Annotated in this window: 19 protein-coding genes; 8 read left to right on the top strand and 11 right to left on the bottom strand. The window is 61.5% G+C overall.

Translation table 11 applies throughout. The features are described 5' to 3' along the window. A partial coding sequence (locus tag FBR05_09320; protein ID MDL1872394.1) for a class I fructose-bisphosphate aldolase occupies positions 1–710 on the bottom strand: 710 nt, incomplete at its 3' end. Positions 711–1,135: 425 nt separating this feature from the next. On the opposite strand from FBR05_09320, the gene FBR05_09325 reads away from it, so the two are divergent. Then, entirely contained in the window at positions 1,136–2,020 is an 885-nt protein-coding gene (locus FBR05_09325) for a CHAD domain-containing protein (GenBank protein MDL1872395.1), read from the top strand. Next, positions 2,017–3,636 carry a Ppx/GppA family phosphatase gene (locus tag FBR05_09330; protein MDL1872396.1) on the top strand — a complete coding sequence of 540 codons (1,620 nt, stop codon included), beginning with the start codon at positions 2,017–2,019 and terminating at the stop codon, positions 3,634–3,636. The genes FBR05_09325 and FBR05_09330 overlap by 4 nt, the downstream gene beginning before the upstream one ends. Before the next feature lie 72 nt (positions 3,637–3,708). On the opposite strand, the gene sixA is transcribed toward FBR05_09330, so the two are convergent. From sixA to FBR05_09350, 4 genes are all read right to left on the bottom strand, one after another. Next, positions 3,709–4,389 (bottom strand): phosphohistidine phosphatase SixA, encoded by a 681-nt coding sequence (gene sixA, locus FBR05_09335; GenBank protein ID MDL1872397.1) that lies wholly within the window; start codon positions 4,387–4,389, stop codon positions 3,709–3,711. A gap of 375 nt (positions 4,390–4,764) precedes the next feature. Beyond that, positions 4,765–5,292 (bottom strand): hypothetical protein, encoded by a 528-nt coding sequence (locus FBR05_09340; GenBank protein ID MDL1872398.1) that lies wholly within the window; start codon positions 5,290–5,292, stop codon positions 4,765–4,767. Further along, complete coding sequence (locus FBR05_09345; GenBank protein ID MDL1872399.1) at positions 5,289–8,000, bottom strand: sigma-70 family RNA polymerase sigma factor; 2,712 nt, start codon at positions 7,998–8,000, stop codon at positions 5,289–5,291. Before FBR05_09345 ends, FBR05_09340 begins: the two co-directional genes overlap by 4 nt. 87 nt (positions 8,001–8,087) lie before the next feature. Further along, positions 8,088–8,780: a hypothetical protein gene (locus FBR05_09350; protein ID MDL1872400.1), complete on the bottom strand. Its 693-nt coding sequence runs from the start codon at positions 8,778–8,780 to the stop codon at positions 8,088–8,090. 421 nt (positions 8,781–9,201) lie between these two features. On the opposite strand from FBR05_09350, the gene FBR05_09355 reads away from it, so the two are divergent. From FBR05_09355 to FBR05_09375, 5 genes are all read left to right on the top strand, one after another. Beyond that, a complete protein-coding gene (locus tag FBR05_09355; GenBank protein MDL1872401.1) occupies positions 9,202–10,020 on the top strand; it encodes a TIGR02147 family protein in 819 nt (272 codons plus the stop codon). Next, on the top strand, positions 10,017–10,295 hold the full coding sequence (locus FBR05_09360; GenBank protein ID MDL1872402.1) for a hypothetical protein: 279 nt from the start codon (positions 10,017–10,019) through the stop codon (positions 10,293–10,295). The genes FBR05_09355 and FBR05_09360 overlap by 4 nt, the downstream gene beginning before the upstream one ends. A 1-nt stretch (position 10,296) precedes the next feature. Further along, on the top strand, positions 10,297–12,246 hold the full coding sequence (locus tag FBR05_09365) for a hypothetical protein (protein MDL1872403.1): 1,950 nt from the start codon (positions 10,297–10,299) through the stop codon (positions 12,244–12,246). 222 nt (positions 12,247–12,468) lie between these two features. Beyond that, positions 12,469–14,652: a hypothetical protein gene (locus FBR05_09370; GenBank protein MDL1872404.1), complete on the top strand. Its 2,184-nt coding sequence runs from the start codon at positions 12,469–12,471 to the stop codon at positions 14,650–14,652. Between the two features lie 277 nt (positions 14,653–14,929). Continuing rightward, entirely contained in the window at positions 14,930–17,080 is a 2,151-nt protein-coding gene (locus tag FBR05_09375) for a hypothetical protein (protein ID MDL1872405.1), read from the top strand. Positions 17,081–17,082: 2 nt separating this feature from the next. Here the strand turns inward: FBR05_09375 and FBR05_09380 are convergent, their stop codons facing one another. The 6 genes from FBR05_09380 to FBR05_09405 all read right to left on the bottom strand — a co-directional run bounded on the left by FBR05_09380 (position 17,083) and on the right by FBR05_09405 (position 22,705). Then, a complete protein-coding gene (locus tag FBR05_09380; GenBank protein ID MDL1872406.1) occupies positions 17,083–18,009 on the bottom strand; it encodes a hypothetical protein in 927 nt (308 codons plus the stop codon). A gap of 71 nt (positions 18,010–18,080) precedes the next feature. Next, positions 18,081–18,911 (bottom strand): 3-keto-5-aminohexanoate cleavage protein, encoded by an 831-nt coding sequence (locus FBR05_09385; protein MDL1872407.1) that lies wholly within the window; start codon positions 18,909–18,911, stop codon positions 18,081–18,083. A gap of 227 nt (positions 18,912–19,138) precedes the next feature. After that, positions 19,139–19,498 (bottom strand): 3-aminobutyryl-CoA ammonia lyase, encoded by a 360-nt coding sequence (locus tag FBR05_09390; protein ID MDL1872408.1) that lies wholly within the window; start codon positions 19,496–19,498, stop codon positions 19,139–19,141. Between the two features lie 93 nt (positions 19,499–19,591). Continuing rightward, a complete protein-coding gene (locus FBR05_09395; protein ID MDL1872409.1) occupies positions 19,592–19,786 on the bottom strand; it encodes a hypothetical protein in 195 nt (64 codons plus the stop codon). 77 nt (positions 19,787–19,863) lie between these two features. Beyond that, on the bottom strand, positions 19,864–20,676 hold the full coding sequence (locus FBR05_09400) for a hypothetical protein (GenBank protein MDL1872410.1): 813 nt from the start codon (positions 20,674–20,676) through the stop codon (positions 19,864–19,866). 31 nt (positions 20,677–20,707) lie between these two features. After that, a complete protein-coding gene (locus tag FBR05_09405; GenBank protein ID MDL1872411.1) occupies positions 20,708–22,705 on the bottom strand; it encodes a DUF2207 domain-containing protein in 1,998 nt (665 codons plus the stop codon). Positions 22,706–22,738: 33 nt separating this feature from the next. Here FBR05_09405 and FBR05_09410 point away from each other — a divergent pair, with 33 nt between their 5' ends. Next, positions 22,739–23,398: a class E sortase gene (locus tag FBR05_09410; protein MDL1872412.1), complete on the top strand. Its 660-nt coding sequence runs from the start codon at positions 22,739–22,741 to the stop codon at positions 23,396–23,398. Positions 23,399–23,436: the final 38 nt, after the last annotated feature.

Consider the following 23,436-nt stretch of genomic DNA (forward strand, 5'->3'; position numbering starts at 1 on the left):
ACGATGTCGGCCTCGATCGTCGCCGCGAGATGGTTGGCCTGGCCGGTCAAGTCGGCCGCAACGTGGTAGTCCTGGTCCTTCGTCTTGAAGGCCGAGCTGCGCAGGTAGGCCCAGAGGATGGTCACCATCCCCAGCTCGTGGGCGCGCTTGAAGGCCTGGCTGATCTCCCAGATCTGGCGGCGGCTCTCCGGCGAGCCGAAGTACACCGTCGCCCCGACGCCGACCGCGCCCATGTCGAAGGCCTGCTCGACTTGAGCAAAGAGGCTCTGGTCGTAGGTGTTGGGATAGCTCAGAAACTCGTTATGGTTGATCTTCAATATGAAGGGGATCTTGTGCGCGTACTTGCGCGCCACCGAGCCGAGCACACCCAAGGTCGAGGCGACCGCGTTACACCCGCCCTCGATGCCGAGCTTCACCAAGTTTTCCGGATCGAAGTAGACGGGGTTCGGCGCGAAGGAGGCGCCGGCGCTGTGCTCGATGCCCTGGTCGACGGGCAGAATGGAAAGATAGCCCGTGCCCGCCAGGCGCCCGTGGTTGAAGAGGGTCTGCAGGTTTCGCAGCACGGGGATCGAGCGGTCGGTCGGCGCGAAGACCCGGTCGACGAAGTCGGGGCCGGGCAGGTGCAGGCTCTCCTTGGAAACGGTCTTGCATTGGTGCCCGAGCAGGCCTTCCGCCTCGTCACCCAAAAGTTTCAGGATCGTGTCGCTCATCGTTAAACTCCCATGGGAAGAATGCGAAATCTTTATTTAAGAGGGGGATTAGACAAAATGGCGTGGCGGGGTCCAGTCAAAAAAAAAACCCAATCAGTCTTTCCCGCAAGCTTGGCACCGCTTGCGAGAACCCTGATTGGGTTAACCCCCTGGCTCCCCGGGCCGATTGGCTCCACCCACTATCACTTAAGACGAGGCGCCCTTACCTGTGGCCCTCATCTCCACCCCTAGATCATCGAAGCCTTCGGTCCCGGCCCGGAACCCGGTCTTGCCCCTGTAAATTGCAATGATAGTGCCAACATGGAAAAAAAATTATCTCGTTAAACTATTGATTTATTTTGATTTTTGAATAAGAAGACTGGTTCGCCCCGCTTCGAGCTTGATCATTTTGATAACGTTTCTCAAATTGAGAGAATAGAATCACGATGCCTCTCAAGAAAAAAAAATCGACGGATCCCGATACCGCCTGGCGGAGCTTCTCCCGGCAACTCCAGAAAAAGCTCTCAAATTTATCTAAAGATATCCGTAAATTAGATTCGAAGTCTTCCCGAGGCACCATCCATCGGCTTAGGGTCCTGTCGCGGAGGGTCCGCGCCATGCTGGCGGCGCTCAAGGCGGAACCTCAAAAAAACCGTTTAAAATCCACGGAAAAATCGGTCAAAAAATTGACACGCCTACTGAGCCCGATTCGCAGCCTGGATGTCAGCGCCAAGCTCATGGAGGACCACCTGTCCAAGGTCCCCGCCTCGGAACGCCGCCCCTTGCGCGACGCGATTACGGCGCTTCGTCGGCAACAGCGAAAAGCGCGCCGAGGCTTGGCGAAGGCCTCGCGCCGGCTCCAAGCCTCGCTCAAGCCGGTTCCCCTCGACCGATGGGAAGACCCGGACGCCGGCCGTCGCTTTCTCCCCGCCCTGCGCCGCCGGCTGCGCGCGGCGCGGTCCCGCGCGGCCCGCGCCCTCCGCGAGTACCGCCGCGCCCCCGACATGCATCGCCTCCACGAGTTCCGGATCGCCCTGAAGAAATACCGCTACCTCCTCGAGATCCACGCCGAGGCCCTCCGCCGCGCCGAGCCCGAGCTGCGCACCCTGAAGACCCTGCAGGACCACATCGGGGCGATGCACGACTTGGAGGTCCTGCGTCAGTGGTTGCAAGATCCGAGGGTGTCGCGCACAATCGCCAAAAAAGAGTCGCGCCGCGCCCTCGCCCGGTTCGAGGCGGGGCTCGCCGACGAGGTCGCCGCATTGGAAAAAAGCTTTCTTTCGCGCCAAGGCCGCCGCCTCGGCGCCCTCTTCCCGCGTGAGGTGCCATGAGAATCGCCGTCATCGACATCGGAACCAACTCCATCCACATGCTGATGGCGGAGATCCACCCCAACTTCACCTTCGAGGTGATCGGGCGCGAAAAAGAGATGACGCGCCTGGGCGACGGCACCATGGCGAAGCGCTACCTGAGCAAGGCGGTGATGGAGCGCGGCCTCGCCACCATCCGCAAATTCTATTTCCTGGCTCAGAGCAAGGGCATCCAAAAGATCGTCGCCGTCGCCACCTCCGCGGTCCGCGAGGCCTCCAACGGCGGCGATTTCATCCGCAAGATCAAGAAAGAGACGAAGATCCGCGTCCGCGTCATCACCGGCGAGGAGGAAGGACGCCTCATCTACCTGGGCGTCAAGCACTCGCTGGAGCTTCCCGAGGGCAATACCTTCATCATCGACATCGGCGGGGGCAGCGTCGAGATCCTGGTTGTCAACCCGCAGCGCATCCTCTTTCTGAAGAGCCTCAAACTGGGGGCCGCGCGGCTGAACCAGCTCTTTTTGCAAAAGGACGGAGAAAAGGAGCTGCGCCGCCTCGAAAAGCACATTGCCGCGCAGCTGAAAAATATCCTGCCGCAGATCAAGGCCCTGGGATTCGGCCGCGCCATCGGCACCTCCGGCACGCTCAACAACCTGGCGGCGATGGCCTTTTACGCGAAGAACAAGGGTCAGGAGTATTCGCCCCGCGACGGCAGTCTCGAGTACGGCGATATGAAAGAGCTCTATCAGAGGCTGGCCCATTCCTCCGCCGAGGAACGGGCCGCGATGAAGGGCCTCGACCCGCTGCGCAACGACCTGATCGTCGGCGGGGCCGCGGTGGCCTTGGCCTTCATGAAAGGACTGGGCATCAAAGAGCTGAGGCTCTGCGACAAGGCGATCCGCGAGGGCATGGTCTACGACTACATCGCCCGCCACCGCTTCCGACTGAAGAGCGAGGAGACCATCCCCGACGTGAGGCTGCGCAACGTCCTGCGGCTGGCCGCCAAGTGCAATTACGAGAAGGGACATGCCGAGCACACCGCGAAGCTCGCGCTGCAGGTCTTCGACCGGACGCAGAAGCTCCACCGGTTGGCGGGCGTAGACCGCGAGCTGCTGGAGTACGCCTCGCTGCTCCACGACATCGGCTACCACATCAGCTTCTCCAAGCATCACAAGCACGCCTACTACCTGATCAAGAACGCCGGCCTGAACGGCTTCTCCGACGAGGAGATCGACGTCCTCGCCCTCGTCGCGCGCTACCACCGCCGCGGCCTGCCCCGAAGCGGCCATCCGGAATACGCCGCGCTGCCGAGGCGCACCCGCCGCCGGGTCTCCTGGCTGGCCGGAATATTGCGGATCGCCGACGCCCTGGACCGCTCGCACTTCGCGGTGGTCGACTCCGTCGAGGTGCGAGTGAAGAAGAAACGGGCGACCTTCCTGCTCTCCGCGCACAACGACGCCGAGTACGAGCTTTGGGACGCGAAGCAGAAATGCGACTTGTTCGAAAAACTCTCGGGCCGCGAGACCCTGTTCTGCCTGAAGGAAAAGGCCGGGGCTCCCGCGGTCAAGGCTCCGGCCGCGCCTTGGGACAGGGAGGTGGAGGATAAGACCGGGCCAAGGATGCGCGTCGTCAAATAAAAGCCGCCTCGCCTCCAGGCGATTGCCGGCGCGCCGGGAAAGACGCGCGCCCTGTCGGCCCGCCGATCGCCTTTATTTTCCGCAACACCGAAGCGCCTTGGGCGGAATCAACGCCAAAAGCTCCGCCGCGGCCCCCGCCTCTGCCCGCTCGAGAGCGATCCGGCAGAGCGCCCCCTTCTTCATCTCCACCGAGGCCGCGGGCCCCAGGCGCAGCAGCTCCCCGATCCACCCGCTCAGCGCCGGCTCGTGCCCGACCAAGAGGAAACTCCGCTCGCGGCGCCCCTTGAGCAGGCGCAGCAGCTCCCGCAGCGGGCCGGAAGGTTCTAGTTCCTCCGCCGTCTCCAGCGACCCCTCGAAAGGCAGGTATTTTTTGACGATCCGTGCCGTCTGCACGGCGCGAAGCAAGGGCGAGGTGAGCAGGGCCTCGAAGCGCAGACCGAGCCGGCCCATCCCGCGCGCCGCCGCGATCATCTTGCGACGGCCCGACTCGGTGAGCGGCCGCTCGGCGTCGACCGGCCAGTCGGAGCCGCGCTCGGCGGCGATGGCGTGCCTCAGGAAGCAAATTTCAATCGGCATGGTTCCGTCCTCACTTCTCGCGAAAGCTCTCGACGATCGCCAGCATCTCGGGCTCGTTCGCCTTGAAGCGCTCGGCGCTGGTCCACAGGACGACTTGATGGAAATACTCCGGGCTCTCGACCACGGTGTGCAGCTCGACCAGGCGGGTCCCGAATTTCCCGATGGCGCGGATTTCATACTGCAAGGCGAGCCTGCCGTCGATGCGTTTGCGGCGCGGCCCCAAGTGTTGCGGAAAACTCATCGTACTGACCAAGGCGTCCCGGGTGAACTGGGAATAATCCTCCAGGGTCTTCGAGCGCAGGATCTCGCGCCGCTCGCTGACCACCACCAGATAGGCGTCGGCCGATTTGCTCCCGGCCTCGATGTCAGCCGACTCGTGCAGGTCGGGCATCTCCTCCCAGCCCGGAGGCAGCTCGACCTGGATCTTCCCGCCGAGGCCGTAGACCGTCCGGGATTCCGGGGCCGGTTTGCCGCAGGCCGGGGCCAGCAGGACCGAGAAGACTGACACGAACAGCAATGAGAGGAGGCGGCGCATGCGCACCTTCTAAGGAACTAAGGGAGTTCTTTGAAACGCTGGACGACGCCCTCCAAGGTGGGCTTGTTGGCCTCGAAGCGCGAAGGTACGGTCCAGGCGAGGATTTGGTGATAATACTTGAGGCCGTCCACCGTGACGTGGAGGTAGACCACTTTCACGTGGTCGACGCCGCCGCGGATCTCGTATTGAACGGCGGGCCGCCCGTCGACCTGGAGGGCGAAGGGACCGGTGACGACCGGATCCTTCACGCCCGTCAGCAGGGCCTCGCGGGTCAGCTTGGAGTGCTGATCCAGCGTCATGTCCTGCAGGTCTTCCTTGGGCTCGCTCAAGACCACCACGTACATCTCGCTCGGCGTATAAGCGGCCTGCAGGTCGGCCGAGTCGTTGAGGCCCTTTTTCTCCTGCCAGGCGGCCGGCACGGTGATGCGAAGCTTGCCATTGGCGCTGACGATGTCCTTCGTCTTGGGACCCGGCTGCGGCGAGCAGGCGGAAAGAACGAGCAGAATTAAGGCCAACCAGGAAGGGAAACGGAATTTTGGTATCATCGGATGCGTTCCGCGCCGGTCAGCTCGCGCTCGGGACGGGGACTGCGGAGGAAGGCCTTGCGGACATCCATCCCCATCCCTCGCAGGAGGGAGACGGCCGCCCATTCGCCGGAGAGGGCCGCGTCGCGGATATAGCAACCCAGGCCGAGGACGTGGTTGGCCGCCTTAAGGCGCTCGCCATCGTAGCGCCCCGCGAAATATTGGTCCATCGCAAAACGCAGCACCTCCATCCCCCGCCCCGGCTGGGGCATGGTGGTGTAAAAATGCGCGATACCGTCCTGGAGCCGTCCGTCCCAGGCCTGCGAGGCGAATTCCACCACGGCTTCGGGGTCCCGGACGCCGTAGGCCTCGCGGATCAACTCGCCCGGCGTCAGCCTCGGCTCACCGTTCCAGCCGTGGAAGAAGGTCGTCATGGGGCTACCGGGCCGGTGCTCGTCGGGAGAAAACCACATCGCGTAGCGCGCCGTGGCCCTTTCGGCCTCGGGGCCCGGGAGGTTACTGCGCAGGTTGCTCTTCACGATGTGGGCGGGCTCGAGCCGAGCCAGGACCTCCAGGGGCATCTGCGTGTCCCGGAACTCGACGCGCCGCAGGTGCTCGGGCGCCAGGGCGAGGATGCCGTAGTCGAAGCGCTCCTCGTGCAAGGCCCCGTCTCGGTTGAAAAAGACCTTCAGACCGTCCGCCATCTGCTCGACGCCGCGCACGGGATGGCCGAGCAGGACGCGACCCCCGGCGGCCTCGACGGCCCGGCCTTCGGCCTCGGGTAGGCGGTGGAGGCCGCCGACGATCTCGTAGCGCTCCATCGGGGTCTCGCTCTTCGCCAAGTTGATGGCGAAGGAGAGCAGTGAGACGTCGAGGGTGCCTTCCTCGAAGCCAAGCCGCGAAACCATGGCCTCGACCTCGGCGGCGTCCAGTGGGCCGTTCCGCCCGCCGAGCCCGCGAATGAAGTCGGCGGCGCCCTGTCGGTCCAGCTCCTCCCAGGGGCGCGTCCGCAGGGCCTCGCGGGCCGCCTGGCGGACCAGGCGCAGGGCCTGGGAGAATTGGGCGCCGGACATCGAGACGCCGGAGCGGTCGACGAAGGGCGCCGAATCGTAGTCCGCGCGCAAGGGCCCGGCCTCGAGGCCCAGGTCTCGGATCAGGCGGTCGATGGGATAGAAGCGAGAGCGGTCGATAAATTGCGCCCCGAGGTTGTCGGGCGCCACCTTGCCGCCGACGCGATTCATCCCCTCGAAGACGGTGATCTCGGGATGAAAATCGCGCGGATCCTCGCTGAACAAGCGGTAGTTGCGAAGCGCGTTGGTCGCGCCCACGCCCGCCATGCCGAAACCGATCACGGCGATGCGGGGGCGCAGGGCTTCGCGCGGGAACTCGAGACGCGGATTCTCCGCGGCGCTCCCGGCCTCGGTGGCGCCCGACTCCCGGGCCTTCCCCCTGTCTCCGCCGAGCGGCTCGAGACCGGCTGTGCCGGGTAGAGCGGCGTCGATCAGAACGCCCTCGCCGTCTTGGCGCAGCCCTCCCGCGGACAAGTAATGTCGCAGCCGCGCCAGCAGCGCCTTTTCCAAATTTTTGACCTCGCCGCGCGTCATTCCCAGGCGCTCGGCGATCTCGACTTGGGACGGTTCGGCGGGATCCAAGAGCCGAGCTTCCAGCACGACTCGCTCTCGCTCGGAATTCCGGCTCTCGATAAAACGGCGGATCTGACCGAGCAAGCGCCCGCCGACCAAGGCTTGGTCGGGCGCCGGGCCGGAGGCCGGGATCAGGTCGAGGAGGTTGACCTCGCCTTCCGGCCCCATCGGCGCCTCCAGGCGAAGGGCGCGACCGTTTCCGCCTTGGGCCTGCAGATCGGTCACCTGTCGCTCGGTAAGGTCCAGGCGCTCCGCCAGCTCGGCGATCCCGTAGTCCGCGCCCTCGCGGCGCAGCTCGGCGATCTCCCGGCGCAGGGTTCGCAGCATCTCGCTGCGGTGGACCGGAACCCGGATATCCTGCATGTGGTCGAGGATGTAACGGGTGAGGTCGGCCCGCACCCACCAAGAGGCGTAGGTGAGAAACTTGTTAGAGCGGTTCAAGTCGAAGCGCTCGGCGGTCTTGACCAGGGAACGACATCCCTCCTGGACAAGATCGAGGTAATCCTGGCCCTGCAAGCCGAAGACACGGGCGTAATGGCGGGCCCGATTCGCCACGAAGCGAATGTCGGAGCGGATCAAGGCCTCGGCGGCCGCGCGATCCCCCGCTTGTATGCGGACAATCAGTTCGCGCTTCTGCGTCTCCTCCAAGGGAAGGGCCTCGGCGAGCAGGCGCCGCAGAGCGCCCTCCGCACTGGGACGCTCGACTCCTTCGGACGCAGGGCGCGGCGGCGCGGGACGGATGGCGCTCTCGCGGGGCATCGGTGCCTCGGGACCGGCGCCGCCCAAAAGCTCCTCGGCCGGCGTGGCGGACATCATCGCGGCGAAGGCGGGGCGTGGGCCCAAGAGCGAGGCAAGGGGCGTCGCGGCAGCGAAGCGAGGACGGGAGGCGAGGGCCTCCGACTGCAGGTCCAGCGAACGCTCCCAGCTTGCGAAACCCTCGCCGAAGGCCTGCCGCCCCAGGCGGCCGGCGACGTGGAACTGCAAGAGCGTGGCGAGAGAATCGACTAGGGTGGTCGCGCCGTCGACGCGGGGGCGCAGGCCGAGGCGCTCTTCCGCGGCGTGGCCGAGGAGGATGCCGCCGAGCATGCCCGTTTGCTGGAAGAGTGCCCGTAGGGGCCGTGCGCGAACGGGCCCCACGGGCCCCGCAAAACGACGATAGGCCGCGCCGCTGCCTCACCCCGCCAATTTCACTCCCCCCCACACCAGGTAGCTTGAGGCGATCTCCCGCGCCAAGACCCCGCCGCTCCAATCCTGATCCCGGCCGAGGACCTCCCCAGCCCCCTTGGTCGCGAGGGTGAAGGCCGGGGCCTCGAGGGCGAAGCCCGCAAGCGAGGCCAGGGCCCGCGCGCCGAAACCGCGGCTGAAAAGTCCCATCGCCGGCGTCGCCGCCAAGCGGCCCAGGACCGCAAGGCGCGTCAGGCGAAAGACCATGCCGGCCGTGCCCATCCCCGCGAGCATCGCGGGGTCGGAGGCCTCATGGGCGAGGCGGCGCAGCAGGAATTCCGCGCGCGGCCCCGCGGCGCCCCGGCCCGTCACGGCGTCCAAGCGGCGGCGCGCGCGGGCGGCCCATTCCGGCCCCGCCGCGGCCGCAACCTCCGCGTAGATCTCCGCCGCCAAGTCCAGGCGCCCGGCGCGCTCCCGCCCTGCGCCGAAGGCCAAAAGGCCTTCGTAGAACAGACCAGCGTCCGCTTCTCCGCGCAGCGCGGCCAGTTCCGCCCGCTCGGCGGCGTCCAGCCGCCGCGCCGACTCCGGCGCGCGCAGCCAACGATCCAACAACGATGCATCCTCAGTAGCAGCTCCCGCCGCGCGCGATGTGGATAAGGTCTCGCGACTCGGCAGCAGGCGCTCGATTCCCTGCGTCCTCATAAACATCCTAAATTGTGGTGAAACCCACCTTGGCAAACGGCATCCGCGCCGGGCCATTTCCCGGAAATACTCCGGTGCGTGCCGGGCCGAATCCGACCCGAAGCCGATATCGGCTTCCCCTGAACCCAAAAAACGTCTCGAAGAGTTGGTCCCCTTCGCAGGATCCCGGCGGCCTTGTCAACCTCCATCACCCGATGCAGGTGACGGCATGATGACGAGGGGGCATTTTCTAGGTAGCGACGAAGCGTGGGCGCGAGGCCATCGTGGAGAGAAATTTGTATTCTATTAAAAAATTAATTTTTACTTTAAATAATTTAATTATTTAAAATTATTAATTATTTTTATTTTTTTGTATTCTATTTTTTGACAATTATCTTATTTATCCCTTGCCGCGTCCGCCGACCCATGCTAGCCGCGAGACATGGAGAAGGTCTTTTCCTATCTCGACTACCGCGAATTTCTGAAGGCGCGCTTCGCCCGCCTGAAGAAGACCTCGCGACTCACCCACCGCGCCCTCTCCCAAAAGGCCGGCTTCTCCTCCCCCAATTTTTTCAAGCTCGTCATGGAGGGGCAGCGCAACTTGAGTGAAAAAAGCGCCGCCAAGGTCGCCCGCGCCCTCGAGCTCGAGCCGCGCGAGGCCGAATTCTTCGCCCAACTGGTCCGCTTCAACCAGGCGAAGTCCCTCGAAGAGAAGGAAAGCCTCTACGAAGAGCTGAAATTGCTGCGCCGCGACCTGCCGCTGCAGCGCCTCGAACATTCGCAATTCGAGTACTTCGACCAATGGTACGCGGTCGCGATCCGCGAGCTGGTGGCGCTGGCGGATTTTAGGGAAGATCCCGAGTGGATCGCCGCCAAATTACGGCACCGGGTCACCCCCGCCCAGGTCAAGCGGGCCCTGCGCCTACTGGAGCGCCTCGGCCTCGTCCGGCGCGGCGAGGACGGACGGCTCATGCAAAGCCAGGCGCCTCTCTCTACCGGCGACGAGGTCACCTCGCTGGCGGCTTACCGTTTCCACCAGGCCATGATGGACCAGGCCAAGCAAGCCTTGCGCGACACGCCGGCGCCCTTGCGGGATATCTCCTCCGTCACCGTCGCCGTCAGCAAGGACGTCTCCGAGCGCATCAAGCAGCGGATCCGGCAGTTTCGCAAAGAGGTGCTCGCGATGTCGGAGGAGGCGGGACGCGGCGAGGCGGTGTATCAGATGAACATTCAATTCTTCAATCTCACGGAGCTGGCATGAGCGGTTGGAAAAACATCCTCAAGCGCCTCTTCTGCCTGACCTTGCTGGTGGCGGGCTTTGCCGCCTGCGGCCAGGGCGGCACCGAGATCGGCAATCCCAACCTGCCCTCCGGCGGCCAGGCGCCCACGAGCGCCGACGACGGCGGCCCCGCCGCGGCGCCCAGCCTCGAAGGCGCCTCGCCCACGCCGAGCCCGCAGAGTTTCCTGATCGAGGATTCCCCGAGCGGGGAAGAAGATCTTGAAGAAGGTGCGCTCATCGATCCGGAGGAGACCTAAGATGAAACGAAAAATTTTCTGCCTCGCGATGAGCGCCCTCGCGCTGAGCCTCGCCGCCTGCGGCTCCGGCTCGGGCGGGACCCAAACCCCGACCAAGGCCCTCGGCAGTTTCCGCTTCGCGCAAAGCTGCGAGGAGATCCGGTCTTACGCGCGGGGCTACGCCGAGCGCGTCAAAAATTTCCCCGACCGCGTCATGCCGGTCGCCGAACCTTTCGCGGCGCCGGCCGCGCCCACCGCCGGCGGCGCCCCCGAGGCGGCCGACGACGCGGCCCAGGGCGGCGCGGTGCTGCAGAGCGACCTCGCCTTCCCCGACGCGGCGCGCGGCCTGCTCTACGCCTTGGGCCGAGACAAGAAGAGCCTGAAGGTCTTCCGCGTCAGCCCCATCGCCGCGCCCCAGCTGCTCGCGAGCCTCGAGCTCGACTTTTATCCGGCCGAGGCGGTGGCCCTCCAAGCCGGCGGGCGCGCCTTCGTCGCGCTCTTCGGCAGCACCGAGGGCGGATACTATTACGGCGACGGCCCGGTTCCCCTCCCCGCTCAGACCGTCGTGGCGCCCGAGATCTACCCCAACCCCGTCGAGCCCAAGTCGGTGATGGCCTTGGTCGAGGTGACGCAACCCGAGCAGCCCCGATTGCTGAGGGAAGAGCAGAGCCCCGGCTACTTCCTCGAGGCGCGCGCCCTCACGGGGGCGGGCAAGATCCTGTGGGTCACGGAGCGCCACGTGCCGATCTACCTCGAGGAGTTGAAGGACGAGCAGATCCTCCCCAACAAGTCGTGGCGGGGCAGCCTCGGCGAGGGCCAAGGGCCGGTTGTGGACTGCACCCAGGTCTACCTCTATGAAAATCCCAGCCTGGACCCGGCCTACAGTCCGGGCTCGCTGAACGCGGCGGTGGTCTCGATCCTCGACTTAAACGAGTCGGGCGCCGAGGTCCGCTCCCAGGCGATCTACTCCCCGGCCTGGCGCACGCTGATCGCCGCCAATCCCGAGCGCCTCTTCCTCGCGCAAAACGTCGACTTCGGCGAGGGACTCGGCAGCGAGCTCTACCAATTCGAGCTCGGCTCCGGGCCCTCGTTGCTGGCCATAAGCGCCGCGACCTCGGTGCCGGGCAATATCCCCAACCAATTCTTCCTCGACGAGAAGGACGGCGTCCTGCGCGTCTTCCACCACGTGCAAAATTTCTCCCCGATTTGCATGGACGACTGCGTCGCGGTCGGGGCCCCGGGCGCGGCCGAGGGCGGCGCCCCCGGCGCGGCGATGAAGGCGCAGCAGGCGGAGGCCGCCGGAAACTACCTCAGCACCTACCGGAAGGTCGGCGAGAAGCTCGAGTTGCTGGGCCGCAGCGGGCCCTTCGAGGCCGACGAGGTCCCCTACGCCGCGCGCTTCGTCGGCGGACTCGGTTGCGTCATCACCTTTTTGCAGATCGACCCGCTCACCTGCTTCGATCTGAAGGACCCGGCCCATCCGCTCAAGCTGGGCGAGCTGGAGATCGAGGGCGTCTCCTTTCACCTCGAGGCGATCACCGACACGCTGCTGCTCGGCATCGGACAGGGCGGCGCGAACGGCAGCGTCGTCGCCAACCTCTTCGACATCCGCGACCCCTCCCGTCCCAAGCTGGCCCGGCAGCGGGTCTTGAGCGGCCCCGGCGAGTGGGCCTACAGCCCGGTCTTCCACGACCACCGGGCCTTGGGCCAGGACCCGACACGGCGCCATTTCGCGGTGCCCTTCGAGGACGCGAGCGGCTCGACCCTGGCCCTCTTCTCGGTCGATCCCACGACGCTGCAGATCGGCGCCTTGGGCGACCTGCACAAGCCCTTTACGGAGCAAGGCCCCTACGACAGCTTTCTGCGGGCCTATTTCTTCGCCGACGGCCTCGCCACGCTCTCCTCCGAGAAGCTCGAGGTCTTCGCGCGCGAGGGGCTGGCCCCGGTCTTCGCCTCGCCCTTGGGCGAGTAGCGGAGAGAAAAGACGTTGAGTGCACCTAGGCGGCGGTGAACCGAATGGTTCGGAGATCCGCCGTCTTTTTTTGCCCAAGCAACTAATCTCGCGGAATACCGAGGATTTTCTCGCTTTCCCCGATCAGGCCGCCGAAGCCCTAAGCTTTGGCGAACATTCATCTTTTTTCGGAGTTGACTCTTGAATTCCCGGGTAAGGAATCTTCAAGGGGACGGCCCGTCTTTGGCCGTGCCCCGCCTCTCTCCATCCGATTCGGCCCTCAGGACCCTGCTCGCCGCGCTCCCCGCCCAAGACCCCGTCGGTCTCGCCAGGCGCGCGGAGTTGGAATCTCTGCGGCGCGAAGGCGACCCGGAACTGCAGGCGGAGGGGCTCCTCGCCCTCGCCGCCCGCGAAGAAACTCGGGGAGAAGTCGCCGTCGCCGCCGAAATCTACGCTGTCATCTCTATCCATCACTTTCCTTTGAGATCCCGAAGCCGCGCCGCCGAGCGCCTGGCCGTCTTGCGAGGGAGCGGCCCGGTTGGGGATCGCCTCGAAATGCTGGGCCGCCACTTCGCCCGACAGGCCGCCGACCCGGCGATGCTTGGCGCCATGTGCCTGGGCGGCGCCGTCTTTCAGACCGCCCGCCTCGCGACCTTAAGCCGGCTCGCCGCCTCCCCCACCGCATCGCTTTTGACTCGCGGCGTCGGCGCCCGCGGCCTGGCCTGGAGCGCCGGCTTCGCCCTCGAGATCCCGACCTTCACCTTCGGCGCCCGCGGGCTTAACGCCTTGCTGGGACACGAACAGGATTGGAGCGCCCAGGCCCTGCGGCGGGACCTGCTCTCCGCCGGACTCACTTTATTCTTCCTGAAGGGATCGGGGGCCGCGGCCTCGAACCTGACGCATCGCCTAGCCGCGAACGGCGGCACGGCGAGCGCCTTCGCGCGATTTTCCGCCGCCGCGCTGCCCCAGACCGCGGCCTTCGCCGGCATCCTCGGCGCCCACGCGCTGGAGGCGCGACTCGGCCTGCGCCCGACGACCGACGCGGGAAGCGCCGTCGTCGAATCCCTGGCCACCCTGCTGCAATTCCACGTCGCGGGACGCCTGCTGCGCGGCATGGGGCTTTCGCAAGAACCGCGCCTAGAAGAGCTGCACCGGCGTTTGGAGGCTGTGAACCGGCCGAGACCGCCGCTGCCTTCCCTTGCGGAGGTCTTGAGCCCCCGTCCCGCCCTCGCCGGCGTCGCCTCCGAGCCCGCGCGGTCCAGCATCCTCATGATGTCCTCCGAGGAAGGCAAACCGCCGGAGCGCCTGAACGGCCAGGGCCTGACGCCGGCGGAGCGGGCCGAGGATCTACACATCCCGATCCGAGCGAATCCGGAGCTCTTCAAGGCGATTCGCGACCAGTTCAGCCGCTTGGAATTCGAGATGAACTACGCCTACAACGAGCAAAGCGGCGAAGCCATGTGGGCCGAACAGGGCCATCGCATCGCGCTGGAGCTGCTCGACCACTTTCAGCTCATGGACCGCCATCTCCCCCATGCAGGCGACCGTCCGATCCTAAACGGCATCCGAGGCGAGCTGCGCTGGGTACGCCGCATGCTGGACGACCTGCGCCAGGCCGAGGACCTACCCTCCTCGACGAATCCGGAGATTCGGGAATTCGTCGGCGCCTTGTACCGGGTACCGAACAAGGCCATCAACTACATCAATAACGGCGTCGCGAGAGACCTGGAGGGTTCCCTCCTCAACGCGAGCGACGCCCGCTTGCGGCTGTTCCGCGACGTCTTTCGATTCCATCGCGTCAACGCGGACGCCGAGACAGATCACCTCTCGGAGCCGGGGCCCCTGCGCCCGCGCCTCAACGTCGATCCGAGGGACCCCGCAAGGCGAGTCCAAGTGCCCCATTATGACTACCGCGACGAGTTCGAATCGCCCTACCTGGAGATCCCTGGCACGGGCCGCAAGGTCGTGCTGATCGGAGAGGTTCCCCGGGAGCGAGTCGCGCTCTCCCGCCGCCACACCCTCGAAATCGTCGCCTCCGACGCGGAGAGCTACACCCGAATGGCGGGAGAGGCGGTTCGCCATGACCGCCTCGATCGCGTCCACGTCGTCTGGCAAGATTGGAAGATGCGCACGCGCGACGCCGAATACCTCGAGGGCTACGACCTCGCCTCGGCCCCGCAACTGACGGGTCTGTCCGGGGCGCGCCTGATGGAGGACTTGGTCTTCGACCGCCTTCGTCCCGGAGGTATCGCCTTGCTGGTCAGCCGCGACGCCGTGGCCTTACAGAGAATGGTACAAATCGCGACCTCAAGGGAGTGGGCGGATGTCATCGCAGGTTCTTACTCTGGACACTTGCCCGTCGAGGTCGCCCGGCCCGACCAAGAATCCGGAAACTTCGTTTTCCTGCGAAAATTAGCTCAATTGTAGCATTTTTCGCTTTCCTTCCCGGGCAATTTTCTTTATCACCAAAGCATCTCTTTTCGTCGGGAGGTAAGAGGAAGACGGATAAGAGACAGTGTGGGTCGAGCTTCCAGGATTTAAGCCATTCCAGGTCCGCTGGGTGTTCATCGCCCTTTTATCCATCTTAAATTGAGCACCTTTTTGTCAGCGGAGTATTCCCTTGAATTTCCGGGTAAGATCTTCATCGGGGGCATCTAGCTTTCTTAATCCCCCTCTATCCACTTCCCCTCAGGCCGTGGACGCCTTGGCCGCATTGCTGCGGCGCCACTCCAACGATGCGGCCTTGCACGACGAAATGGACAACCTTCGCCGCGAAAGCGATGCCGGGCTGCAGGCCGAGGGCCTGCTCTCCTTGGGCCTGCGTCAGGAGACCGCCGGACGAGCCGACCTCGCCGCGGAGATCTATGCGACCGTCGCGGGAACCGATCGCGACGGGCCCCTGCAACGCCGCGCCGAAGAGCGACTCGCGGTCTTGCAAGGCCGCGGCCCCCTGGGCGCCCGCATCGAATTTCTCGGCCGGCACTTCGCCCAACAGGCCTCCGATCCGGCCTTGCTCGCGGGCATGGCCGTGGGCGGCGCCGTCTTTCAATCGCTGCGCCTCGCCACCTTGAGCCGTCTGGCCGCCTCGCCCACCGCCTCGCTCTTCACGCGGGGCCTCGGCGCACGGGCCCTCTCCTGGGGCGCCGGCTTCGCCTTCGAGGTCCCCGCCTTCACCTTGGCGACGCGAGGATTCCACACGCTGCTGGGCCGCGAGCTGGATTGGAGCCGCGAGGCCCTCGGGCACGAGCTGTTGTCGGCCGGCATCACCTTGTTCCTGCTGAAAAGTTCCGGCACCGGGGCCACCTCCCTCACGCGCCGCCTCGCGAGGTCCGAAGGGTCGGCGAGCGCCCTCACCCGCTTTTCGGTCGCCGCCCTGCCCCAGGCCGCGGCCTTCACCGGCATCTTGGGGGCCCATGCGCTCGAGGCGCATCTCGGTCTGCGCCCGGGCGGCGACGCGGCCAACGCCGTCGTCGAATCCCTGGCGACCTTGTTGCAATTCCACGTCGGGGGACGCCTCTTGCACCGCGCCACCGGCGGCTCCTACGAGCGCCGCCTCGAGGCGCTGGGACGCCATCTCGAGGCCTCACGCCTCCTTACGCCCCGGCCGCCCGCGGCGCCGGGTCTGCTCCCCGTCGCGGGGACCCTGCGTCCCGCCTTGGCGGGCGAAACTGGCCTCCTGCCCAACACGGTTTTTATGTCCAATAATTCCAAGGCCTCCCCCTCCAATCGTCCGCCCGCCTTTCACGAGGGGATCGAGCCCTCCGGGGGCAAAATCGTCGCCCATCCGTTGCAGCTTCGCGACCTCAAGGCCGAAATCGACCGCATCGAGGTATCCCTATTCTCCGTCTACCGCGGGGAAAACGGCACGAAAGGTTGGGAGCCCCGCGTCCGAGACACGGCTCGCGAAATGCAAGCCATCATCGAAGAACTGCAGCACCGCATTGGCCAAGAGCCCTCCCGCGCCGCATTGCTGCCCTATCTTGCTGAATTGGGAATCGAGTATCGCACCATCCAGCATCTGGTGGACCGGGCCATTCTCGCCGGCCGGGAATTGCCGCCCAGCGACGCCTTGGACATCCACCGCTTTTTCACTTACTACTACCGGTCGACAAACAACCTGATCAATTTCATCGACCATACCGCGCTCATCCAGCAGCCGCTGGAGAACGCCCGCCGCGCCCGCTCCTGGCTGCAGCGGGGCCTGGAGGGGGAACATTCCGCGGAGATAGAGGACGCGATGATTCACCCTCATTCCCCTTATGCCCGGCTGCCGGACGGCAGCTACAACTTGCAGCGCACCGGCCTTCACGTCGCGATCATCGGGGACGAAAACGCGCCCCGCACCTTCCAGCTCGCCGAGATGGGTCACCGCGTGACCCACCTCTCCGACGACCTGAGCGTGCTGCGCACCACCGAGCGGCGCCTGCACCTGCGCACCCAGCGCAAGCGCGAATCAGGCGAGTACAGGTTCGACTTCAGTCCCGCGGTCGAGTTTCGCCCCGAGGCCGAGGAGATGCCTCCGGCCGATCTCATCGAGGCCTTCTTCCCGAGGCAGCTCTCCGAGCTCGCCCCGCGCAGCAGCCCCGAGCGCCAGGCCGCCTTGCAGGACTTCCTGAACCGCCAGATCAAGGCCCGGCTCGCCCCGGAAGGCTCGGCCTTCATCCTCGCCGACCGCGACGAGGCCGTCGAGGACCTGGCCAACCTGGTGCTGCGCGACCGCGGCCTCGAGCTCCTCGAGGTGCGGCAGCGCCGCACCCACCTGCCGCTCATGGGCGGAGCCGCGGTGACCATCGAGCCGGGCGAGGCCATGGTCTCGTGGCTCTTGTTCCGCAAGCTGGGCGATACTCCCCGATAGCCTTACTTCACCAATATCTTGAGGCGGGGTCCCGTCCGGATCCGGAAGGATTTTTCGGCGGGCATCATGTCGCCGTCGATCGTGTAGGGCATGGGCTCGACCAGGTCGATGCGCATCTCCTGGGCGGGCTGCTCGATCAAATTTTCCGAGCGCGAGGGTTTTCCGAAAAACATGTCGTCGACGTGGCGCAGGACGTTGCGCGGCGGCAGCGAGAAACCGATGGCATGGAATTTCCCGATCGCCTCGGAGTAATGGAAGACCCGGAACTTCAGGCCGAGGATCGGAATCGAGCCGCTGTACAGGGCCGACCAGTTGGCGAAGGGCCATTTCTTGCCGTCGACGGTGACCTCGGCGTCGTAGCGGGCGAACATCTTGCGCGCGAAGGGGCCGTTGACCAGGGCCGAGGCGATGGAATGGACGAGGGTCCAGGTGGCCTTGGGCGGCGAGGGCGGCGCCCCGGTGTAATAGGCCTGCATGAAGCGGAAGATGACGCCGCAGCCGAAGATGAAGCCATACTTGTCGTTGACCTGCATGAGATCCATCTCGGTCATCTCGAAGGGCTCGTCCTCGTGGTACTTGTAGATCAGATTGCTGAGGATCTTCTCGGGCGCGCCCTTGATGTTGCAGGCATTGGCCAGGGTGTTCATCGTGCCGCCGCGCAGGAAGGTGACCTTTGGCAGGGGCTGCTCGCCGTAGACCTCGATGAAGGTCGAGAGTGTCACGTGGTTGGTGCCGTCGCCCCCGCCGATCGCCAGGATGTCGATGTCCCGGGTCTTGAAGGCCTCGGCGACGCGGCGCAGGTCGGCCAAGTCCTCGGTGGCCTGGCAGCTGCCGCGGTCGCCGACGATGAAGCCCAGCTGCTTGATCTTGTCGGGATCCTTCTTGTGCTTCTTGCTGTGGGGATTGAGGACGATTCCGATTCCGGGCATAGAATGTGGGGACGAACCTCGGGTTCGCCCTCCCCTGCGAAATTAGGCAAAAAAATTTACGGTTACGATTTTCAGGAGATACTCAATATTTCCCTGGCCTCGGCCGCCGAGGCAACCGGCCTTCCCGCCACCCGCGCCATCGCGGCCGCCTTCGCGACCAGCTCGGCGTTGGACCGCGCCAGGACGCCCTTTTCCAGGTAGATATTGTCTTCCATACCCACGCGGACGTGTCCACCCTTCTCTAGCGCCATCCGCGCCATGGGAAATTGATGACGGCCGATCGCCGCGACCGACCATGTCGCGCCCGACGGCAGGCCACCGATCAGGAAGTCGAGGTTGCGCTCGGTCGCGGCCAGGGCGCCGGGCACGCCCAGCACCAGATCGAAATGGAGGGGCGGGTCGATCAGCCCCTGCTCGGCCAGGGCAATCCCGGCCTCCAGCATGGCGGCGTCGAAGACCTCGATCTCCGGCTTGATGCACTTTTCCTTCATGCGGCGGGCCAGGGCGGCCACGAAAGGCCTCGGGTTGAGAAAGACCTCGTCGCCGAAATTCACCGAGCCGGTGGTCAGCGAGGCCATTTCGGACCCTGCCTCGAGGGGGCGCATTCGGTCCTCGTCGCTGTCGCCGATCGCGCCGCCGGTGGAGACCTGGACGATCACGTCGCAGCGCTCGCGGATCTTTCGGATGGTCTCGCGGAAAATTTCCTCGCTGCAGGTCGGGCGGCCTTGGGCGTCGCGCACATGGAGGTGGACGATCGCGGCGCCGGCGGCGCTTGCCTCGGCGGCGGAGACGGCGATCTCTTCGGGGGTGAGCGGAAGATACGGTGCCTGCTCTCGGGTCAGCTCGGCGCCGACCAGGGCGCAGGTTAGGATGACCGGTGTATTGCGGCGTTTGGAAGACATAGCGGTGCGCCCCGAGGGTGGGGGAGAGGGTGTTCCTTCCGGGCCCTGCGGAACTCGCTCCTTGATAAGTTTCCTATCGACCCTCCCACAAATCTTCTCGCTTCATCTCTTTCAAACCCTCCTTGCAGACCTTGAGGAAGGCTCAGACAGTCCTCGGTCCCTCCAGGAACACCCTCTCCCCCACCCTCGGGGCGATCTATTGATAGTTTTTACGGCACCATTCGCTCTCAGTTCTTTTTCGCGCCTCCCAATACCACGCAGGTGCCGACCGCGCGGCACACGACGATCGGCCGCTGCAAAACCCTCGCCCTCCCCGGCGGGTCCGAGCCGCGCTCCGCCGCGATCACCTTGCGCGCCACGAAACGCATCTCGCGGGAGCTCTTTCCGAAGCGCACGATCCGCCCCTCCACCTCGAGGAAATCGCCGGCGCGCACCGACGCGAGGAATTCCACGGAGGCATAGGCGCGAAACAAACCCTCCTCGCCGTCCGATTGGATCAGCAGGTCGGTCGCGACGTCCCCGAAGAGACCGAGGATCCGCGCCCCGTCCACCAAATCCCCGGCATAATGGGCGTCGGATGGACTCATACGGACGCGATGCGTCACCTGATAACGGCGCCGTGCCATGATTTAAAGTTTAACAGCGAAAAGGAGAGATGACAAAACTAATGAAAACCGGACTCAGGAGGGCTTCCGCAGGGCCTCGACCTTTTCATCGACGCGCTCAATGGCCAATTTGCAGAGCCGAATGTCGGTCTGATGCCGCTCGATGAAATCTCGGATATCGCCGAGCTCCCGACGCACCGCCAAGACGTCGCCGCCGACCTTCTCGAGCTTTCGATTCAGGGTGTGAAACCAATTTTCAAACTTATCCATAGCGAAATCGTCCTCATTCTTAGGGTATTCGAACCCAAAGGACAAGAAAGCAATATTCGGGCCGGGGATACGGCGCCTCACTTCATTTTTTTATAATACTCTTGAACGATGAAGCTCGCCACCTCGCTGGGGGTGGTGCCGGGGCCGAAGCCCGCGTCGTAGCCCAGCTTCACCGCCGCGGCGTGCGTCATTCGCGGACCGCCGACAATCTTGATCAGGGGGTGGTTGAGCTTTTTGTTTTCCTTGAGGAGGGGAAGCAGGTCCTTGAGGTCCTGCAGATGCTGGCCGCGCTGCGTGACCAGCTTGCTGACGAGGATGACGTCGGCCTTGAATTCGACGGCCTTCTCGACCAACTCACGGTTGTCGACCTGCGAGCGCAGGTTGATCGCCTGGAAACAGGCGTAGCGCTCGAGGCCCGGGTCGCCCGCGTAGCCCTTGAGGTTCATGATCGCGTCGAGCCCGACGGTGTGGGCGTCGCTGCCGGTGGTGGCGCCGACCACGACAAGACGCTTCTTGATCTTCTCTTGGGCGAATTGATTGACCCGGTCGAAGTCCATCGGCTCGAACTCGGCCTTGGGCGCCTTGATCTTGGTGAAGTCGATCGCGTGCTTGGCGCGGGCGAAGACGACGAAGAAGGAAAAGCCCATGCCCATCGGCTCGGCGGTCGCGACGTGGACCTCGTGGAAGCCGAGCTTCTCGACGTAGACCTTGGCCGCCTCGCGGGCCTCGGGGGTGCAATCGATCGGAAGCGTGAAGCTGAGCTGCATGGCGCCGTCGTTCATGCGGTCGCCGTAAGGCATCAAGCGGCGCAGGTTGACCGGACCGCCGGAAGCGACGGTCGCCGGGGCCTCGTCGCCCTTCTTTTGGAACCAACGCTTTAGAGTTTCCATGGGCACCATAAAATCACCTTACCCGCCTGTTTCACTCTTCTCCGCCGGAGGAGCCGCCACCGCCACCTCCTCCGGAGAATCCTCCGAAAGATCCGCCGCCGCTCCATCCACTTCCACTGGAGCTACCAGATGTTATTGGCATCATACTTTGAGTTGTAGAGTTACTAAAGCTTCTGGCAAAAGAGCTGACCCATAAGGCATTATATATATCGTTTGTTCCTTCAAACCACTCAGGCTGTCCTTTATAAATATCTTCAAACTTTTTTGCCCATTCTTTTTCTATTTTAAAGACGATTGCATAACTTAAATATTTAACAAAATGTTCAGGCTCAAGCTTTTGAACTGTAAAGCGTTCAGCAGTTTGCATATACATTTTAAAGCCTAAAATATCTGCATACACTTTGCTACCTTTAGCTGTTTTAGCTGGCATAAATTTGGCAATAATCAGTATTGCAATGCCAACAAATACAATAAGAATTCCAGGTGTAAATAAAGTTATTACGCCTAAGAATGTAATTAATATTGTAGTTACACAAATTGTTGCTAAAAAGCCAAAAACTACTGCAAAAACTCCAAATCCTGCATAAAGCCCAATAGTAGTTTTTGGCGCTCGGTTAAAGTAACCTTCATTAACCATCTCCTTATAAATATTTTGTTGGATTTTTACATAATCATAAGGAAACGATGAACCCAAATCTTTTGTTTGAACAATATCTCCTTTTTTAAAGAGTGCATTAAAAATCTGAGTTTCTATTTCGTTAAGCCCAGGATCATTTGATTTACCTTCTAATTTTGTTAACTCGTAATTTTTATTTTTATCGATCTCTTTAATTTTTAAATAGCCCCTGTATGCTAAGTCGATAATGGTACCGACTACATCGTGCCTATCGACTTGCTCATCGGCAAGGGAGCCAACTAAGTATGGGCGGGTGTTTGCTGGTGGTTTAAATAAAGGAATTATAGTTTTTGGCATATCTTTATCTCGACCTCTTTTACGATAGTGCATATAGACTGCTAAAAGCCCAAATGGAATTAGCAAGCACCCGCATATACATATCAAATTATTTATTATTAAAAGTATATGCATCCAAGGATGCGGCTTTAAATTAATATCTAAAATTCTAGTTTTACCTGATTCAACATCTACTAGTTGTTCAACTGCTTCATAACCAATATGTTCAAATCTGACTAAATGCTGTCCTGCAGTTACTGATTTAATAACACCATCTACTTGATCTGTAACGTTAATCCCATCTAAGTAAACACTGTATGAGAATGCAGGACTTATGGTATATGTAATTTGTCCCGGTAATTGAATCTCTGAATTTTCAAATTGATACGCAGCTGTAAATGGACCGTATGATGGTAAATTATTTAGCTGAAAAGTAATAGAGTTTTCTGTACTTGATTGTCTAAAGAGCATGTCTGTATAGACTTTCAGCTTAGTGATGTCAAGTGCTGCAGACTGTGGTAACTTAATACTTATAACTGAGCTGTCTACAATCCCGCTTCTATTTTCTGGTAATAAATTCCAGTAAAAATATGGGGAGTTTTCAACAGCAGCAATTCCACCATAGATTGTGTAGTTCAATATCCATCCAAACTGAGTACCATTTTGATTTTCACCATTTGGGAAGATCTCCCATTCAAATCTCATAGATCTTTTATCATTATCTTCATCCTCAATCGCGTAGAGTTTAATAAGATTAGTGATATCGTTTCCACTTAAATCTTTAACTGAATTTACAACAACTCTGTCAAAGCCTCCGCAATATAAGTTGCTTGTGGCTCTGCAAAGCTCATCCCTTCTTGCGTCGGCTAAAGTCAAATCTCTTCTTAATCCATGAAAATCTCCATAAACCCTATAAACTGCTTTTTCAGTAACAGTAAACGATGAATCAGTATTAATTGAAATGTCTACATTGTATTCAGGGTATTCAAACGTAACTGCTTTAAGAGTAGCAGATAGTGTAGAATGGAATAGGATAGTTACAAAAACAAAGGAAATGAAAAATACAAATTTTTTCATAATTAAACTTAATACAATTTAATTATCTCACAAATGTTTAACGTTAAGAATTTTAAATTTGAAAAAGCAGATTCAAAAGTTGTTAAAGTTCTTGTAGCTGTAGTAGTAGTAGTTTTAATGGCTTATTTTCTTTATCCGATGTGGCCGAAGATTCAATATCATATTTATGCTCTGGTCCCAAATAGTAATGATCTTCCAATAACTTTAGAAAATGCAATTACTGATGCTGCGGTAAATGACCAGACAATTCCCGGTAGTACAGATAATGAGCAAACGACAGTAGGTAATAAGTTATATATTCCTAAAATAAATGTAGATACTGCAATTGTTGAAGGAGAAACTTTAGATATTCTGAATGTTTATGAGGGTGTTTGGCGAGAGCCGGCATCTTCAACTCCACTTGTAAGCGGGAATATGGTCTTAGCCGGCCATAGGTTTCAATACCTTCCGCCAAACACCAATACTTTCTACAATTTAGAAGAGATGCAATATGGAGATGATATCTATATATACTGGGAAGGCCGTATTTTTTGGTACAAAGTTTACGAAACTCTTCTAGTTAATCCTGATCAGGTAGAAGTCAGAGAGCCTGATCCAGAATTAGTCCGAGAAATTACTTTATACACCTGTACTCCTTTATATACTTCAGAAAAAAGATTTGTTGTTAAGGCTAGTCTTATTGGATATATTTAAAATTTGAAATGAAGAAAAAAAGTCTGTAAGATAAAATG

This window comes from Deltaproteobacteria bacterium PRO3 (genome assembly GCA_030263375.1).
Classification (GTDB): domain Bacteria; phylum UBA10199; class UBA10199; order DSSB01; family DSSB01; genus DSSB01.

Coding starts and splice junctions, on each gene's coding strand:
- FBR05_09325 (MDL1872395.1), top strand. CDS start 1,136: ATGCCTCTCAAGAAAAAAAAATCGACGGATCCCGATACCGCCTGGCGG.
- FBR05_09330 (MDL1872396.1), top strand. CDS start 2,017: ATGAGAATCGCCGTCATCGACATCGGAACCAACTCCATCCACATGCTG.
- sixA (MDL1872397.1), bottom strand. CDS start 4,389: ATGAAATCCGCGCCATCGGGAAATTCGGGACCCGCCTGGTCGAGCTGC.
- FBR05_09340 (MDL1872398.1), bottom strand. CDS start 5,292: ATGATACCAAAATTCCGTTTCCCTTCCTGGTTGGCCTTAATTCTGCTC.
- FBR05_09345 (MDL1872399.1), bottom strand. CDS start 8,000: ATGCTCGGCGGCATCCTCCTCGGCCACGCCGCGGAAGAGCGCCTCGGC.
- FBR05_09350 (MDL1872400.1), bottom strand. CDS start 8,780: ATGAGGACGCAGGGAATCGAGCGCCTGCTGCCGAGTCGCGAGACCTTA.
- FBR05_09355 (MDL1872401.1), top strand. CDS start 9,202: ATGGAGAAGGTCTTTTCCTATCTCGACTACCGCGAATTTCTGAAGGCG.
- FBR05_09360 (MDL1872402.1), top strand. CDS start 10,017: ATGAGCGGTTGGAAAAACATCCTCAAGCGCCTCTTCTGCCTGACCTTG.
- FBR05_09365 (MDL1872403.1), top strand. CDS start 10,297: ATGAAACGAAAAATTTTCTGCCTCGCGATGAGCGCCCTCGCGCTGAGC.
- FBR05_09380 (MDL1872406.1), bottom strand. CDS start 18,009: ATGCCCGGAATCGGAATCGTCCTCAATCCCCACAGCAAGAAGCACAAG.
- FBR05_09385 (MDL1872407.1), bottom strand. CDS start 18,911: ATGTCTTCCAAACGCCGCAATACACCGGTCATCCTAACCTGCGCCCTG.
- FBR05_09390 (MDL1872408.1), bottom strand. CDS start 19,498: ATGAGTCCATCCGACGCCCATTATGCCGGGGATTTGGTGGACGGGGCG.
- FBR05_09395 (MDL1872409.1), bottom strand. CDS start 19,786: ATGGATAAGTTTGAAAATTGGTTTCACACCCTGAATCGAAAGCTCGAG.
- FBR05_09400 (MDL1872410.1), bottom strand. CDS start 20,676: ATGGAAACTCTAAAGCGTTGGTTCCAAAAGAAGGGCGACGAGGCCCCG.
- FBR05_09405 (MDL1872411.1), bottom strand. CDS start 22,705: ATGAAAAAATTTGTATTTTTCATTTCCTTTGTTTTTGTAACTATCCTA.
- FBR05_09410 (MDL1872412.1), top strand. CDS start 22,739: ATGTTTAACGTTAAGAATTTTAAATTTGAAAAAGCAGATTCAAAAGTT.